This window comes from Myxococcus sp. AB025B (assembly GCF_006518215.1).
GTDB lineage: Bacteria > Myxococcota > Myxococcia > Myxococcales > Myxococcaceae > Myxococcus > Myxococcus fulvus.
Genome location: NZ_SRLW01000045.1, coordinates 1 through 16,811, shown reverse-complemented (window position 1 = coordinate 16,811; position 16,811 = coordinate 1). Strand labels below are relative to the sequence as shown.

Here is a 16,811-nt window from a genome sequence, read left to right as displayed (position 1 = left end):
GCATCTCATGAAGGGGAGGGTGCGACGAGACCCCGAAGCCGCCTCGTTCAACATGTGACGCCGATACCAGGGTAACTCCGGTGCGGATGAATCCGACTCCAGGTGAAGCGACTTCGTCCAGGCCGGATCGGGCGTCTGGACGAAAGTGACGGATTCGAATCGGCTGAGGATGTCAGTCGTGCTTGAGCGCGATGATGGGGTCCACGCGGGAGGCCCGGAGTGCTGGCAGCCACGTCGCCACCAGCCCCACCGTCAGCAGCACCAGCGGCGCGGCGATGAACGACAGCGGGTCCAGGGTGCTGACGCCGTGGATGAAGCCAGACACCAGCCGCGTCAGCGCCAGCGCGCCCGCGCACCCCAGCACCACGCCGCCCGCCACCGAGCCCAGGCCCTGCCGGAGCACCAGTCGCACCACCTGGCCCCGCGTGGCGCCCAGCGCCAGGCGCACGCCCAGCTCCCGCGTGCGCTGACCCACCAGATAGGACAGCACGCCGTAGATGCCCACCGCGGCCAGCAGGAGCGCCAGCGCCGCCATCATCGCCAGCAGCACCATGTTGAAGCGCTCGGAGCCGAGGGAGCGCGCGACGTGGTCCTCCAGCTTCAGCGTCTCCATCACCGGCTGCCGCGCGTCCACCGCCCACACCTCGCGCTGGACGGCCGCGACCACCTCCGCGTGGCCTCCCGGAGCGCGCACCAGCAGGTTGCGCGGAATCATCCGCACGAGCAGGGAGGCGATGCCCTGGGACATCTGTCCGGGCGCCACGTACATCACCGGAGGCGGCTCGTCGTTCAGGCCATCCTCGCGCACGTCCCGCACCACGCCCACCACGACGCGAGGCACCTCGTCCCGGAGGCTGGGCACCGAGTGCGCCACGCGGATGCGCTGGCCCAAAGGGTCCTCGCCCGGCCAGAACCGGCGCGCCGCCGTCTCGTTGAGGACCACCACCGGCTCGGAGCCCGCCACGTCCGACTCCGTCAGGAGCCGCCCGCGCACCAGGCCGATGCGCAGCGCCTGGAAGTAGCCCGGTGTCACCGGGCGGTACTGTCCCCAGCCCGCGCCAGGGCCGTTGTCATCACCCGTGTATCTGCCCTCGATGGAGAACGACATGCTGGGGCCCGCGCCCATGGGTAGCGCGGAGGTGGAGCCGACCTCCTCCACGCCGGGCAGCGCCCGCACCCGCTCCTCCACCTGCGCCTCGAAGCGCTCCAGGGCCTGCAAGGTGCCGTAGCGCGCCTCCGGCAGCGACATCCGCAGCACGTGGACTCCGCGCGGGTCGAAGCCCGGCTGGACGTTCTGGAGCGCGAAGAACCCCCGGATGAGCAGCGCCGCGCCCACGAGCAACATCACCGCCAGCGCCACCTGGCCCACCACGAGCAGCGCGCGCGCGCGCCCGCCCGTGGGCCCCAGGCTCGTGCGCTGGGCCCCTTCGCGCAGCGCGGTCTCCAGGTTCGTGCGCGACGCCTGCCACGCGGGCAGCAGCCCGAACAACAGACCCGTGAGCAGCGACGCGGCCAGCGTGAAGCCCAGCACGGTGCCGTCGATGCCCACCTGCGAGCTGTCTGCGGACAGCAGGGGAGAGGTGTCTGGTGCCAATGCGAGCAGCCCGGGCAGCGCCGCCGAGGCCAAGAGCACCCCCAGTCCTCCGCCCAGCACGGAGAGCAGCAGGCTCTCGGTGAGCATCTGCCGCGCGAGCCGCCCCGGGGCCGCGCCCAGCGCCGCGCGCACGACCCACTCGCGGTTGCGCGAGGCCGCTCGCGCGAGCTGGAGGTTGGCCAGGTTCACGCATGCGATGAGCAACACCAGCCCCACGGCGCCCAGCAGCACCCAGAGCGCCAGTCGAAGGTCGCCCGCGAGGAACGTCCTGAGCTCCACCGGGACGTAGTCCTGGCCCTCGTCGAGCAGGCCTGGGCTCTCCGTGCGCACGCGTCCACCCAGCGTCCGCAGCATGGCCGTCGCGCCGTCGAGGGTGATGCCCGGGCGCAGCCGTCCGGTCACGAAGAGGAAGTTGACGTCGGCGTGGTCGGTGAGGTCGAGCTGGAGTGGCGTCCACAGGAGTGCGCCCCGGGGATGGGCGAACGTGGCGGGGGCCACGCCCACCACCGTGTAGGGCTCGTCGTCGAGGACGATGGAGCGGCCCACCACGTCCGGTGCGCCACCGAAGCGCCGCTGCCACAGCCCCTCGCTGAGGACGACCACGCGGGGGCCGCCCACCACGTCCTCCTCCGGAAGGAAGCCGCGTCCCAGCGTGGGCCTCGTGCCGAAGGTCTCGAAGAAGCTCCCGGTCACCCGGGCGCCCGGCAGCCGCTCCGGCAGACCGTCACCCACGACGCTGAAGCCCGAGAGCAGCTGCTCGTGGGCCGAGACCCGCGAGAAGGGTGAGCCCTCCGCGGTCATCCACGTGTAGGCCGCGATGGACTGTGACGCCGAGCGCCCATGGTCCTTGTTGATGCGCACCACCTGCATCAGCTGGTCGGGCTCGGGGTAGGGCAGCGGCCTCAAAAGCACGCCGTTGACCACGCTGAAGAGCGCGGTGTTCGCCCCGATGGCGAGGGCCAGCGTCAGGAGCGAGACGAGCGTGAAGCCCCGGCTCTTGAGCAAGAGCCGGACGGCGAAGCGGACATCCTCGAGCAGCGCGGGCACGGGGGAACCTCGGGGGCGAGTGCCGTCCTACGGCGCCGCGCGCGGGCGATTGCACGCGCGGGCTCGCCCAGGACTCCGGGTCTCAGCGCCGCTGGAGTCCAGGTGCGTGCGCAGCGGGACACCGGGGATTCCCAGGCGGGCGACCTCAGCGTCCGCCGAACAACCCTCCGAGACCTCCCAGCCCGCCGCCGGAGGAGCCGCCACCGGTGAGCAGGGGGAGGACGGAGAGGACCTTGCCGACGAGCGCGGGGTCCAGGCGCGACTTGAGGAAGTCGAGCAGCAGGGGCGCCACGAGGGTGGCCTTGCTCGCGTCCAGGTTGAAGCGGCCGAGCAGTGAGACGACGGCGGCCACCTCCGCGCCCTGCGTCGCGGCGCCACCCAGCGCGCCCAGCAGCCCTCCCGCGCCGCCGCCCTGTCCGCCCATGAGTCCGCCGAGCGCGCCCATGAGCCCGCCACCTTCCGGCTCGGCGGCGGGCGCGGCCTTCTGCCACGTGTCCATCTCCGGGATGGCCTGGCCCAGCTGGTTCGCGGTGTCCGCGCCGAGCTTCTCCTTCACCGTGCCCTGCACCAGCTTCAGCAGGCCGCCCGCCAGGCCCTGCGCCTGCGTGCCATCGACTCCGAGCTGCTGGGAGAGCTGTCCGATGAGGTCCATGTCATGTCCCTTCGTGTCCACGAGGAGCCCTGCTTCGTAGCCGACCTGGGGCCGCGCGTGTAGTGGCCTCGGTTGTTCGCGCAGGACGTCCGACGAGGACGCGCGCGCGTCCGGGGTGAACGCGGACCTCGGGGGCTCGGGGCGCCCCGGAGTGTTTCCTCCCTCGCATCATGCGACGACAGGTGTTGCGGCATGGCACCTGCGGTGCGTCTGCGGAAAGTCGCCCGCTGTGGCACCGCGAGACATCGCGTCGTGCCGCTCGGGATTGGCGCAGGCCCCCTCGTGTCTGCCCTGCGCCAGGGGCGACACGAAGCTCCCGCATCAACGTCACGCGCGAAGTCCTCGGGATGGAGCCGATACATGACTTGTGCAAGCTGTGGGAAGCCTCTGGCTGGGGCCCCGAGCGCGAAGGTCGCGTTCTGCCCCGCCTGCACCGAGGGTCTGGACAAAGCAGGCGTCCCTCTCGGATGGGCCGCGAGTGAATGCTCGAAGTACAGAGGCTTGATGGTCGGCGTGGCGATGCTCACCGGGCTGCACAAGAAGTCAGCTGCCCAGTCGGCCGCCGGCTCGGGCTCCGCCCCGAGAGACAAGGCGCGCAAGCAGGCTGTCAGGAAGAGTCCCCAGGAGGCGGCAGCAGCAGCGGAGCCCTGCGCGCCGAGCAAGTTGACGGCGCTCCAGCTGAAGAAGATGGAGGAGCCGTATAGAAATCTGGACCTCCCGCATCTGGACCTCTTGGCCCGCTCCGCGAATCAAAATGGCCTCGGTGACCTGAGCAACGGCCTGCAGACCTGCAGGATGCTCATGGTGGGCACGAAGTGGACGGTCGCCATCGACTCCAACCCCCCGGACCTCGCCACGATGCTGCCGAGCTTCGCTGGGGTCGAGAAGGGCGCTCTTGAAGACGAGTACCACGAGGTCGCCGTGGAGACTCCCGGCATGGTCGGCACGAAGGACCGGCTGGTTGTCACGGAGTATGGCTACCGCACGGCGAAGGAGCTGAACGAGTACACGCGCAGCTCGGGGCTGCGTGAACACGAAATCGGTATCATGAGCAACCTGGCGCTGAAGCCGCCGCTCGCGCTGAGCGAGCTGGACCTGTCCCAGCCACACCTGCGAGAGGTGCTCCCGAAGCATGGCAAGGAGTGGCGGTTCTTCTTTGGTTATGGTGCCGGCCAGAAGGAGAGGGCTCGCAACGACCTCCTCCTGGATCGAGTCATCTTCGACCCGAGCATCACCCAGGCCATCGTGCTCCCCATCAACCATCACACCGTGGGGGAGGACAGCAAGAAGAGTCGGCTTGGAATCACGTATCTTGAGCGATACCTCGAGCAACGGAAGGGCCCCTTGGCCCAGCTCAAGAGGGGCAAGGCCGTTGAGTTCGACACGCTGACCGTCGAGACCCTGAGTCTGGGCAACAGGGTGATCAAGGTCGTGGCCATGAAGCCCAAGCAGGTGATTGCCTACTCTGACATGCAGCAGCTATGGCGCGCCGCGGACAGGTCTTTCACCATCGCGGAAGGAGATCAGTCCTTCAGTGAGGCCATCTCGGCCGGCATTCCCATGGCCTATCAGCTTTGGCGCACGAAGGGGACTGCGCACAAGCAGGCGTTGTACGACAGCTTCGTCAAGCAGGCAGGAAACATCGCCGAGTTCATCGTCCGGTGCGCGAATTACCCCGAGAATGACTTGGACCCTGGCGAGCTGGCGAAGATCATCAAGGACTGTAACAGCAAGCAATTCCTGGCGCAGTACTCCGAGTTCGCGGCGGGGCTTGCGGAGACATACGACATCGCGCCTCGCCTCCGGGGATTCGTCAAACGATACTGGGTACGGATGAACCGCCACGCACTGGCCCAAGAGTTCCCTGTCTTCGGGGAGAAGTTCGGGGTCATCAGCGCGCTGGAGGCCGCCGGCCGTTTCGACGAAGCCCATGCGAAGACTCTCGATATGCTTGGGAGCTGTGGAGTTCACATCGGCCCATTCAATGCTCGGCGGAAGAAGTTCGGGAGGCAAGGGGCTATCAAGGCAGGGATAGGAGAAAGCCTCGAGCGCCAGGCCATGCCACGCGAAGTGTTTGCGTTGATCTACCAATACGATGATTCGGATTTATCGGAGGGTCAGCCCTCCGCGCCTCCCGCGGGGGCGACAGGTGCGTCGACAGCGACGGCGGTGGCAGGCACGGCGCCTGTGGGAGCCTCCGCCGCCGCTGCCGCGGGCGTGGCTCCGGCTGCTCCGAAGCCACCTTCCTCGTGAGCCGGTCGCGCCCTCAGTCCTCGAGCACCGGAGGAGTCGTCTGGGTGAGCGCCGCCGGGGGCTCGCCGCGGGTCATGGACAACAGGCCCTTGAAGCAGCGCACGGCGAGCAGCCAGTTCCTGGGCGCGCGCATGTCCAGGCCGCCCAGGAGCTGCTTGAGCATGCTGAGCGTGTCGAAATAGACGCGCTCACAAACGAGGGTCTCCGACGCATCGAAGATGAAGAACCCCGTCATGCGCACGCGGAAGCGGCTGCCCGTGGGCGGGATGTTCCCCAGGGGGCCCAGGTGGGTCCCCATCAGCCAGAACTCGACGATGACCGCGTCGTCGCTGTGCCGCAGGGAGATGAGCTCGTGGTGCTGGTCCGGGAACGCGACGCGGGTGTTCCGGTAGTACTCGCGCACCGCGGAGCCGCCGTCGTGCACCGTCATCGTGGGGACCAGCTCGTAGTGGGGATGAGGGAACGTCGACAGGACGTCGTCCCACTGCTGCCGCACCTCGTCGCGGAAGTGGTCCAGCACCAGCTTCTGACGGGCCTTGCGTCGAATCTCGGGAGTCATGCTCGCCTCGGTGGCGCTCCCTCGAGCGCACGCTCCAGGGAAGCAGGGCGGGAAGATAGCGTGCCTGCCGGTGGAGGTTCAGGCCGGAGTGCGAGCGCGTCCGACGGTGGAAACGACGAATCGCCAGCAGGGATGACCTCCCGCTGGCGACCCGAGTCGTCATCGCCCGGATGAAGGGCGAGCGGTGCTACGGAATCTGCTCGTAGGGGTTGTTGGGGTTGTAGGGCCCGACGATGATGACGCCACCACCGCACGTACGGGGACCACCGCGAACCTTGGTCTTGATCTGCATGGTCTGCTCCTGATGGGTGCTGCGTGAGCTCCAGTCTCGCGGTGACCGGGTGAGCCGCTCGCGGCTGGAGTGTGGATTCAATTGCACCTGTAATCAGTCGTCAAGGGGCTGAACCCATGCGCAGGCTCGGTGATATGGGTTCGAGTGATTGATGCGACATGTCACGGAGCCGGGCTCGGCCCGCAATCCCTGACACTCCACGCTTGGGCTGTCTCGGGCGGGTGCGTCAACAGTCTTTGTCACACGGGGTAGGGCGCGACACCAACCCCGCAAGGCGGGCGTATCTGTTTCCGAGGCCTGTGGGGAATCAAGGACGCCGGCGGGGTGGTCCATCGCCTGATAGCGTCATCTCCCCGGGAGGGTGCATGCGCAGGTCATCCGTGGTGGCAATCATTCTGGGGGTGCTCGCCCTGGTCTTGGCCGGGGCGCTCTTCTCCTTCAATCGTCCTGCCGCCCTGCCCAAGGTTCGCGAGCCGTCCACCGTGACGCGACCCGACGAAGCGCCGTCGACCCCGGGGCCGTCCGAGGCTCCCCACGATGGCGGAACTCTGCGTCTTGCCTCCGCTGTCCTCCTGGAGGGAGTCGTCGTCGACGAGGACGACCAGCCGGTGACGGAGGTCGCGGTGGCCGCGATGACGCCGCTCCGACTGATGACGGATGTCGCTCGACCTGCCGGTGAGCCGGACCTCGTGGAGCAGGCCGGAGGGATGACGCAGCGGTTCGGAGACTACGTCTCGGACCGGTTCGAGACGGAGGTCGACGACGCGGGCCGCTTCGTCCTCGAGGTGGCTCAGGCGGGGCCCCACGTCCTTGTCGCCTCGGCGGAGGGCTACGTCGTCACACGCGTGGACGTCCCGGCGCCCGCCAAGGACCTCCGGCTCGTCCTGCGCGCCGGTGGGCAGGTGGTGGGCAGCGTGGTCAGCGCCTCGGGAATCGTGCTCCCGGAGGTGAAGCTCTTCCTGTTCGCCGAGGGCCAACAGACCCATGTCGCCGAGACCACGAGCGATGAGCAGGGGCGCTTCCAACTGCGCACCGTGCAGCCCGACCGATACACACTCAAAGCGATCTTCGACACGGGCGCTCCGCATCGGATGTCGCGCGTCATCGATGTCCGTCCCTCGGAGACGACGACGGTGACCTTGCGGATGGACACGGGTCGCTCCGTGTCCGGCACCGTGGTGGACGAAGCCGGGCGCCCCGTGGCTCACGCCGAGGTGTCGGCCCGGTCGGACCGGGAAGCCCACGCCGAGCTGTACGAGCGAGAGAATGGTCACCGGGTGTCGGACTCGTCCGCGCGCACGGATGCCGCGGGGCGCTTCACGGTCCACCACCTGCTACCGGGCAGCTGCCTGCTCTCCGTGGAGAAGCCCGGCTACGTGCAGCGTGAGCACGATGGCGAGGACTCCCAGCGCACCGTCCTGGCGGGCGCGAAGGACGTGACGCTGGTGATGCGCTATCAGGGCAGCATCCTGGGGCGACTCCGGCGCCCGGACGGCACGCCCATCACCCGCTTCAGCATCAACGACGAGCCCATCGAGCATGACGACGGGGCCTTCCGGTTTCCCATCCAGCAGCCGGGCGTGACCTGGCTGACGTTCGACGCCCCGGACCTGCTGCGCACCCTCCGCGAGGTGCGAGTCGAGCCCGGCCAGGACGTGGACCTGGGCGACCTCATCCTCGAAGCCGGGAAGCGGATCCGCGGACGGGTGCTGGACACGAGGACCTCCGCTCCCATCGAGGGCGCCAAGGTCGCCGTCCAGCACACGCAGGCGGGCTCCGGGGGGACGGAGGCCCCGGAGCTGGCGAGCGCGAAGACGGACGCGACAGGGGGCTTCGAGCTTGCCCCGGTGGAGCCCGGCTCACTGCGCCTGGATGTCTCCCGCTCCGGCTACCTGCCCCTGCGAGGCTCGCTGCGTGTGAGCGAGGAGCCGCTGGAGCTGCGCCTGTCCTCAGGCGCGCGAGTGTCGGGCACCGTGAAGGACCGCGAGGGGCGGCCCGCGGACGTGGTGCTGCGAGTCTTTCCCCTGGGGGACCACCAGGGCCACTCGCCCAGCATCCTGCAGGTCCGGGATGGAACCTTCGACGTGGCGGGGCTGGAGCCTGGGGAGTACGTCTTCAAGGTCCTCTCCGTGCACGACTCCCTGGGGAATGCCTGGTCGGAGAAGCGCTCCGGCCGCTATGTCCCACGCAGGGTCACGCTGGCGCCCGAGGAGCAGCGGGTGCTCCAGATCCAGGAGCAGGATGGGCGCTCCTCGCTGCGTCTGCGCATGCCCCGCTTCACGGGCGTCGCTCCCGAGGATGTCGCTCCTCACGCGGCGGTGCTCATCCCGGGGACCGTCCCGCAGGTGCGCACCTATTCAGGCTTCGAGCGGCTCATGCGTGAGCAGGGCGTGCCCGCTCCGCCGAAGCCGTCCTCTCCCGAGGTCGTTTACGACGCGCTGCCCGCGGGCCGTTACACGTACCTGCTCGTCGGAAAGCGCCCCCAGGGAGGTCCCTACCTGGTGCACACCGAAGTACTGGTGGTGCCCGAGGCCCAGAGCGTCACCCGGGACCTCCAGCCCGTCTGGTCACCCATCACGCACATCATCCTCTGAGCCCGCAGGCTCGCGAGCGGACTGGCTGCTCGTGATCTATGCGGGCGGATTGGTACTCTTCGTTGTCAGGGGAACCCACGAGTCATGTGGCACTTGTTGGCATTAAGCTCGGAAATTCCTCCGAAGTCGGAACTCCTGCGGATTGTCATGGATAGGGTCCGCGCTGACTCAATTGCAGGTGGAAGTGTTTTTTATGTAAAGCTTGTGGTTCCCAGAGGTCATGAGTGGGGGGGACATGAGACGGATTCCGACGCAGAGGTGGGCGTATGCCGTTCTGCTGCTTTGGGCTGCACTTTTTTCGGGTGGCTGTGGTGCCTCCAAATTCCGGGTAGCCAAGGGACAGAGCACAAGGGATGGCAAGCTGTTGCTCACGTGTGAGGGCGAACCACGCCGGATCTCCATACGAGACAAGGGATACGTCATCCCTGTGGGAGCCTTGAGTCTGGAGTGCACTCCGTCGACGGGCCACTGCAAGGCCAACCCTGATGGGACTTTGGAGGTCTCGGAGGGAACATGGGTTGCCGTGAAGGCTGGACGTGCCTTGGTGGCGAGCCATGCGGAAGGCGCCCTCTGTCTCAAGTCTTCCGGGGCGACGAGTTGCAGTAGTGATGATGAGTACGTCCTGGATGTTGCCATCGATTGTAGTGACTCGCCTGTGGATCTGCTCTATCGCGAGGATTCCATGGCGGAGTGGCTGCCCATGCGTGGGTCGGTTTTCGTCGCCTCGCCCGAACGCGGACTGCGACTCAGGGCACTTCGTGAGGTGAATTTCAGCTACAGGCAGGAAGGGAAGTTGGTTGAGGAGCTTCTGAAGGCGGGCCAGGAGAAGGAGTTCGTCCCAGGAGGGAAGTTGCCAGAAGAACTCATCATGCGTGCCGTCTCCAATTCGATGCGCGTCATCCTGTTTGAGAGACGAGTGTCGGATGGGCGGAATCCCTGACGGAGACAGACCTCTATGCACCTTCGCGTGGTAGGGATGGCACTCGCGTGTGCGCTGGCCGCGTCGCCTGCGCGAGGAGCGGAGGCTTCGCAATCCGCACCTCTCCAGTTGAGGATTCTGCTGATGTTCGACCTGTCAGGCTCGATGGTGGGGCTGGGAGGGAAGCCTTCTGCGTATAGTGTTGTTCGTGAGAAGTCTCGAAGGCAATTGGCTCTTGTTGCGCAATGGGCGAGTGAGCTCCCGGGGCACTGCTCTATCGGAGCCGAGGTTTGGGGGTTCTCATCGATTCAGCCAGCAGCGAGGGGAAGGCCTGATGAGGCTTGGGAGGCTTCTTGTCGGGCAGGCGACGCGGGGGCTCGGTTCCAGCCGATGATTGGAGGACGGTTCGGCGATGCGAAGACAAGCAAGGACGCGCTCCTGGAGAAAGACTTTGCCGTCGACGCGCGGGAGTTGTTGCTGCCTGTCACGGGGCCAGATGGGCGGTACGATACTCCACTGACGCAAGCGCTTCAGTTCGGCAGGATGCGACTGCGCCAGAGTGCGAAGGAGGGGGGGCCGGCGGTGCTGGTCATTGCCTCGGATGGTGTCCCCGACTGCTTCGTTGCCGGGGAGAACCGTGTCAAACCTGAGGATGCGGAAACCCGTAAGGGGCGTTTGAAAGAACTTCGCGACCAGTTCCTTGCTGAGTGGCGCCAAGGGGCGGATGGGATAGCTCAGTTTGTGGTTTTTAACGCTGATGATCCGGCGCGACATCCGGGGCCTTTTCTTCCGAATACTGTGTGTGGAGGGGACGGGGCCTGCGCGCCCGATGTGCGGCTCACGACCGTCCTGCAGCAGTTCAAAGACCAATGCGAATGCAGACGTGATTGCACGAATCCGGACTACGAGCCGGAAGAGATGACATGTGATGGGGTGGATAATGACTGCGACGGAGAGATCGACGAGGCTCCATGTCTACCAGTATGTGAGGGGCGCGAATCGCTGGCGGATATCGTCGCGGTGGGGAGTGCCGTGCGGTGGCAGTGTTCAGGTGTTCTCATCGAGCCGAATGTCGTCCTGACCGCAGCTCATTGTCTGCCTGCTTTTCGGGTGATGGTGGGAGACTCCATCGAAGAGGACCAGGTGGTGGTTCCTGTCGTGGAGGCCGAGCGGCATCCGGATCCCTCAGTCGACATCGCGTTGTTGCGATTGGCTCGCCCGTTGGAGAACCCACGACATGCGCGACGCCAGTCCAAGGATGGCGCTCCTCCGAGTCACATCTTGTCGCATGCCGGATTTGGAGCGTCTTCGGTCAATGGTCAGTCTGGGTTCGGTGCGAAGCGAGAGGTCTTGTTGGACGGGGATGGGTGGGGCTGTAGTGCCGAGCGCTCTTTCAGGGAGGGGTGTAATCCGCGACACGAGATGCGTGTAGGCGGAAGTCCTGGGCGTGATACGTGTTCAGGGGATAGTGGAGGAGGACTGTTCGAATTCATGCCGAGGGCTCCAGCATGTATTTCTCAGAGCTATTGTGCTGACCCGGAGAGCTTCCCCCTCATGGGGGTGGAGCGCAGGCTCATTGCTATCACTTCGCGCTCCACGGCGGGGGCTCGGGTGCAGTGCGGGCAGGGCGGAATCTATACGCGAATCGACGCCATCCGGTCATGGCTCGACTCACGCTTGGTGACTCTGGTCCAGGCCGGACGCAACGAGAAGGGACGGTAGAGCGAACATGAGGCTTTGGTGGGGAGCTTCGCGACTCGTGTGGCTGGGACTTCTGATTTCAAACCTGGGGTGGGGAGGCGCAGTTGCTTTGGCGGCGCAAGCGGCTCCGGATGCTGGAGGTCTGGGGGCGAATCAGGGGGAGATTTTCGTGACGCACGGTGCTGCTCACCTGAGAGGAGGTGATGGGGGTAGCGCGGCGGATAGCAAGCCGGGGAAGGACCAACGGGTTGAAGGCACAGCTCTGTTGAGTCAAGGCGTTATCGTCGTGTCTGATGAGTCGGTGCGCATCACCTTGTTGCCCGCGAGCCTTCCTCCGTCGACGACCAAGGCGAGCTTTGACAGGTTCAAGACGAAGGACAGTGATTTCAAAGGCGCCGATGCTGGCACCGCCCGGCCCCTGAACGAGGACTATGCGGGAGATCACATCGAGGTCGTTTGGGATCCCTCGGTTAATGCTCCCCTTGCGAAGTCGGTGGTTCTCGGTGTGGGAACCTGGCAGCTTTCTTTCTTCGCACATGCGCTCCAGCATCCAAGCATTCCGTTCGCTGATACGTCCTGGTCCCAGTTCGGATTCGTCGATTACGGTGAGCAACTGGTTCAGGAAGGCCAGAAGCAACTGGTCGCCTGTGCGTTCCGAAAGACTGGAAATACGCAGAAAATGCCACTGATGAGGTCGGGACAGCATAATACTTGCCCTGCCGCGGCTACTGAGGAGGACCTATCTGCCGGGTGGAGCAGCATCCCCATCTACATCATGGCAGGACCATTGCTCTCACCCCAGCAATTGCTGAAGAACTTCGGACAGCGAGGGGAGGTGGCGGTGCCGCTGCCCTCGAGTGGTCGAAGTTTCGAGGACAGCGCTATCTCAGCGACCTCCGAACTCTTCCAGGCGGTCGCGGATGTTGCATTGGAGCGAGTGGAGATCGCCGCACTGGAGGCCATTCGTGAGCAGATTCTCGCCAAATTGTGTGACGCCAGTCTGGAAGGCTTGGTGGAACAAGCCTTCCAGGGAGTGAAGTGGGAGGCCCGGGGGGCGCCTCAGCCGGTATTGCACCGGACCTGTGAGGCGCTCAAGCGGGTTCGTCTGCAGGAACTGGCAACGGCGAGTGCGGGCCTTCAGGTCGCGCTCAAGCAGGACATCGCAGACTTTGCCGCGACACTGTTGGCCCTTCCATTGAAACAAGGAATGTATGGACTGAGGCAAGGCACCGAAACCCATGCGCTGATTGCAAGGGATCCAAACCAGGGGCTCGCAGCCATCGTTGGAGGTCTTGCACTTCTGGTCAAGTTTTCACTGGAGCCTGAGTCCACGGGGAGTAGCATCGCCGCCGCGCAACTGGTGGTTCGGCAGTTTGTGGAGTCCATCCGAGAAGACAGCCTGCACCGTCTGCAGGACGTTGGTGGCGTGCCCGACTCGCTCATTATCAGGGGAGGACTTGTCGTCGCGGCGACGGTCATCGCCGCATGTCATGTCGAGGGGGACTGTGACAGCCATCTGGTTCGTCGTCATGTCGAGCATCCCGAGTTGTTCATGTCCCTGAAGAGTCATCCACTTCTGAAGAATATTGGAAACGACCCGCGCTATGTCGCACTTCAGGGGCGGCTGACGAGCATCGTTGCCCACGGGATTGCAGTGATGTCTCCGCGCAGCCAACAGGACAGCCGCCGAACCGCCATTGAGGCCGCGGCGATGTCCTTCGAGACACTCGAACTCCTGGTGGAGGCAGGAAACGACACGCCAGAAGTACGCCTCCTGCGGAAGCGCGAGTTGCGTGCATACCGTGAGATGTCCGAGGCCATGCTCAAGCAGAACTTCACCCTGGCGCTGGTCTCGGCAGCAGGCATCGCCGCAGTGAAGTTGACGGGAGATCCTGCGGAGCAGTTCGACCGGAAGATGCGTTATGCCAGTGCCTTCGCGAACTATCTCCAGTCCTATCCCTCATTGAATGCGTTGGGCAACCCAGGAGTAGAGTTGAGCCTGGAAGAGCAACGTCGACTGAGGAGGCAGAGCATCAACACGTTCGTGGACCTGGCTAGCGACCGAACGCAGCAAGTGGGAGACGTCGCTGTGGCGCTCACGGTGACGCCTGGAATCAGGGCCTTCAGGTGGGCTTCCACTCGGGTGAATGATTTCCCAGCAGGGACTCACCTTGCACTGCCCTTGGGGGTCAACGTGGAATTTGGCCTGTCAGACCATGTGGGGCTAGGGGGCAATGTGTCCGTTTTCGACCTGGGACAATATGCGAGCCTCAATGTCTCCGACCGGGCTGCGCAGACGGCCAAGCCCGAGCCGATGACGGCCTTCGCTCCAGGGCTCGGAATCAGCGCGAGCTACCGGAATTGGAACGTCATCCTTGACGCGCGCTATGCACCACAATGGAAGTTCAATGAGGAAGCCAGTCGACGAAACGTCTCCTTTGGATTGAGCCTGGGCTACCGGGTGCCTCTGCTCCAACTGCACTGATTGGCCTGTGCTTAGATGGATTCGCCTGGCTCGGTGGTCCTTTTTCTGTTGGGGCACCGAGCCCTCCTGCTTGCGGCCCGAACGAGTTCAGCCACCTCACTCCCGCGCGCCGGTGAACTCCGGCAGCAGGTACTCGTCCACGGAGGGGGCCTTGTCGATGAGGCCCAGCTCCACGAGCTGCTGGGAGAGCTGCTCCCACCGCTCGCGCTTCATCGCACCCAGGCCCCGGGCCTTCGTCTCCTCGGTCTCGATGAGCGGCTTCTGGGCCTCGGCTCCCGCGGCGAACGTCTCCGCGTCCATCGTCGTGTTCAGCTTGCCCATCACCGCGTTGGTCGGCCCCGGGTTGTCCAGATACGCGCGCCAGCCCTCGCGCACCGCCGCCACGAACGCCTTCACCTGCTCGGGGTGCTCCTTCCAGTACTGCCGCCGGGTGATGACCACGGCGATGTACGGATTGAAGCCCTCGTCGGCCACCAGGAACACGGCAGGCGTGGCACCCTGCCGCCTGGCGGCGATGGGCTCGGCGGTGACGAAGCACTGCTGGGCGAAGTCCTTGTCCGCGAGGAAGCGCGCCACGCCGCCGTCGTAGGGCACCACCTTCACCTTGTCGAAGCTGTACTTCTTCTTCAGGAAGGCCACATACGAGAGGCCCGGCTCCAGCGCCACCGTGCCCGAGGACAACACGTCCTGGATGCCCTTCGCCCCGCGGGACGCGTGGGCCATGATGGCGTGCGGCGACGTCTGGTACACCGCGAACAGCGGAATCACATCCAGGCCCCGCGCGCGCGCGGTGATGAGCTCATCCGCGCCGCTGATGCCGAACTCGGCCTTGCCCGTGGCCACCATCTGCTGCACCGGCGCGCCCGCGCCGCCGCCCAGGATGTCCACCTCCAGCCCATGCCGCGTGAAGGCCCCCGACTCGCGCGCCGCGTAGAAGCCGCCGAACTCGGGCTCCGCCACCCAGTTGAGCGCCAGCTTCACCTTGGCCGGAGCGGCCTTCCGTGGCGCCGGGGTGCCTGCCTGGGCGCCCTGGGCGGGCTCCTCCTTCTGGCGCGAACAGGCGCTCGCGGCCACCAGCAGCCCCACGCACCCCAACAGCTTCACCAGACGTCCGCTCACGTTCTGCCTCCCTCCCACGTGACTCAATTCCCCTGCGCCGACGGGTGCCAGCGCCGCAGCAGCCGGGCTCCCGTCAGGCTCACCGCCCCGAACAACACCAGCCCCAACCCCGACGCCGCCAGCACCGCCGCGAACAACAGGTCCGTGCGCAGCTGACGGTACGCGGCCAGCACCAGGATTCCCAGCCCCGCCGTGCCCTCGGAGAAGCCGGCGACGAACTCGCCGACGATGGCGCCGATGACCGACAGCCCCGAGGCAATCTTCAACCCGGTGAACAGGTGCGGCATCGCCGCGGGCAGCTCCAGCTTCCACAGCGTCGCGAAGCGCCCGGCGCCATACAGCCGGAACATGTCCCGCAGCGGCGGCTCCACCGAGCGCAGCCCGGTGAGCGTGTTGGCGATGACCGGGAACAACGAGACGATGAAGGACGACACCGCCACCGCGCGAGGGCCCGGGCCGAACCACAGCACCAGGAGCGGCGCGATGGCCACGATGGGCACCGTCTGCAAAAAGAGCGTGTACGGGTAGAGCGCGCGCTCCACCATCCGCGAGGACGCAAGCGTCACCGCCACCAGCACGCCCAGCACCGCGCTCAACCCGAAGCCCACCAGGGCCGCGCGCCCCGTGGTGAGCGCCGCGCCCAAGAGCGAGCCCGCCTCCCGCGCTCCCACCGCCCCCACCGCCGAGGGCGGAGGCACCAGCCAGACCGGGACCTCGAAGAGGCGCACCGCGGCTTCCCAGAGCGACAGCAGCACGACGAGCGCCACCAGCGGCGGCAGCGCCGCGCGAAGGGCCGGGCGGTTCACCAGCGCTCTCCTTGCTCCAGCGCCTCGTGGAGCAGCCGGGCCTCGCGGGCGAAGGAGGCCTCGGTGCGCAGGGCCGCGCCGCGCTCGGCGGGCAGCTCCAGCGTCCGGTCCAGCACCACGCGCGCCGGCCGCCGCGACAGGACCACGGCACGCTCGGCCAGGTAGGCGGCCTCGGAGATGGAGTGGGTGACGAAGAGCACCGTCATCCCCAACTGGCGCCACAGCGCGCGGAGCTGGTCATCCAGCCGGCCGCGCGTCAGCTCGTCCAGCGCGGCGAAGGGCTCGTCCAGGAGCAGCAGCCGGGGTCGGGTGACGAGCGCGCGCGCCAGGGACACGCGCATGCGCATGCCGCCGGACAGCTCGGCGGGGTGACGGTCCGTGGCATCCCCCAGGCCCACCTGCTCGAGCACGGCGCGCGCGGCGGCCCGTCGCTCCGACTCCGGCACGCCGGTCAGCTCCAGCGGCAGCGCCGCGTTGTCCAGCACCGTGCGCCAGGGCAGCAGGTGCGCGTCCTGGAACACATAGGCGATGGGGGCGCGCTCCCCGGGCGTGCGCTCCAGCGACGGCGTGAAGGTGATGTGCCCGGCCTCCGCGCGGTCCAGCCCGGCCACCAGCCTGAGCAGCGTGGACTTGCCGCAGCCGGAGGGCCCCAGCAGCGCCACGAACGCGCCGGGCGCGACCTCCAGGTCCAGCCCCGACAGCACGGCGACGTCACCCGGGAAGGTGCGGCGCAGGCCCTCGACCTTCACGCGGACGCCCCCACTTCCGGACACGGGGGGCAGGGGAGCGG

11 protein-coding genes are annotated in these 16,811 nt (G+C 66.7%); 5 read left to right on the top strand and 6 right to left on the bottom strand.

Annotated features, from left to right (window positions below):
• Window positions 1-172: 172 nt before the first annotated feature.
• Together FL311_RS10085 and FL311_RS10080 are read right to left on the bottom strand one after the other, a co-directional pair.
• Window positions 173-2,641, bottom strand: coding sequence for an ABC transporter permease (locus tag FL311_RS10085; protein WP_141324726.1), 2,469 nt, complete (start codon window positions 2,639-2,641; stop codon window positions 173-175).
• Between the two features lie 145 nt (window positions 2,642-2,786).
• The gene (locus FL311_RS10080) at window positions 2,787-3,293 is read right to left on the bottom strand and encodes a DUF2780 domain-containing protein (RefSeq protein WP_141324725.1); all 507 of its coding nucleotides are present in this window, start codon (window positions 3,291-3,293) and stop codon (window positions 2,787-2,789) included.
• Between the two features lie 513 nt (window positions 3,294-3,806).
• On the opposite strand from FL311_RS10080, the gene FL311_RS10075 reads away from it, so the two are divergent.
• Entirely contained in the window at window positions 3,807-5,546 is a 1,740-nt protein-coding gene (locus tag FL311_RS10075; RefSeq protein WP_153882673.1) for a hypothetical protein, read from the top strand.
• Window positions 5,547-5,559: 13 nt separating this feature from the next.
• Here the strand turns inward: FL311_RS10075 and FL311_RS10070 are convergent, their stop codons facing one another.
• Window positions 5,560-6,105, bottom strand: coding sequence for an ester cyclase (locus FL311_RS10070; protein WP_141324724.1), 546 nt, complete (start codon window positions 6,103-6,105; stop codon window positions 5,560-5,562).
• Between the two features lie 675 nt (window positions 6,106-6,780).
• Between FL311_RS10070 and FL311_RS10065 the strand changes: the two genes are divergently transcribed.
• From FL311_RS10065 to FL311_RS10050, 4 genes are all read left to right on the top strand, one after another.
• Window positions 6,781-8,991: a collagen binding domain-containing protein gene (locus FL311_RS10065; protein WP_194869140.1), complete on the top strand. Its 2,211-nt coding sequence runs from the start codon at window positions 6,781-6,783 to the stop codon at window positions 8,989-8,991.
• A 235-nt stretch (window positions 8,992-9,226) separates the two neighbouring features.
• Window positions 9,227-9,931: a hypothetical protein gene (locus tag FL311_RS10060; protein ID WP_141324722.1), complete on the top strand. Its 705-nt coding sequence runs from the start codon at window positions 9,227-9,229 to the stop codon at window positions 9,929-9,931.
• Between the two features lie 15 nt (window positions 9,932-9,946).
• Window positions 9,947-11,632 (top strand): trypsin-like serine protease, encoded by a 1,686-nt coding sequence (locus FL311_RS46255; protein WP_141324721.1) that lies wholly within the window; start codon window positions 9,947-9,949, stop codon window positions 11,630-11,632.
• Between the two features lie 265 nt (window positions 11,633-11,897).
• Window positions 11,898-14,096: a hypothetical protein gene (locus tag FL311_RS10050; RefSeq protein ID WP_141324720.1), complete on the top strand. Its 2,199-nt coding sequence runs from the start codon at window positions 11,898-11,900 to the stop codon at window positions 14,094-14,096.
• Window positions 14,097-14,192: 96 nt separating this feature from the next.
• Here the strand turns inward: FL311_RS10050 and FL311_RS10045 are convergent, their stop codons facing one another.
• The 3 genes from FL311_RS10045 to FL311_RS10035 form a co-directional block, all read right to left on the bottom strand.
• On the bottom strand, window positions 14,193-15,215 hold the full coding sequence (locus FL311_RS10045; protein WP_141324719.1) for an ABC transporter substrate-binding protein: 1,023 nt from the start codon (window positions 15,213-15,215) through the stop codon (window positions 14,193-14,195).
• A gap of 23 nt (window positions 15,216-15,238) precedes the next feature.
• On the bottom strand, window positions 15,239-16,021 hold the full coding sequence (locus FL311_RS10040) for an ABC transporter permease (RefSeq protein ID WP_141324718.1): 783 nt from the start codon (window positions 16,019-16,021) through the stop codon (window positions 15,239-15,241).
• Window positions 16,018-16,811, bottom strand: a 794-nt coding sequence (locus FL311_RS10035) for an ABC transporter ATP-binding protein (protein WP_305036145.1), incomplete at its 5' end; no start/stop codon positions are given. The genes FL311_RS10040 and FL311_RS10035, both read right to left, overlap by 4 nt.

Coding starts and splice junctions, on each gene's coding strand:
- FL311_RS10080 (WP_141324725.1), bottom strand. CDS start 3,293: ATGGACCTCATCGGACAGCTCTCCCAGCAGCTCGGAGTCGATGGCACG.
- FL311_RS10070 (WP_141324724.1), bottom strand. CDS start 6,105: ATGACTCCCGAGATTCGACGCAAGGCCCGTCAGAAGCTGGTGCTGGAC.
- FL311_RS10060 (WP_141324722.1), top strand. CDS start 9,227: ATGAGACGGATTCCGACGCAGAGGTGGGCGTATGCCGTTCTGCTGCTT.
- FL311_RS46255 (WP_141324721.1), top strand. CDS start 9,947: ATGCACCTTCGCGTGGTAGGGATGGCACTCGCGTGTGCGCTGGCCGCG.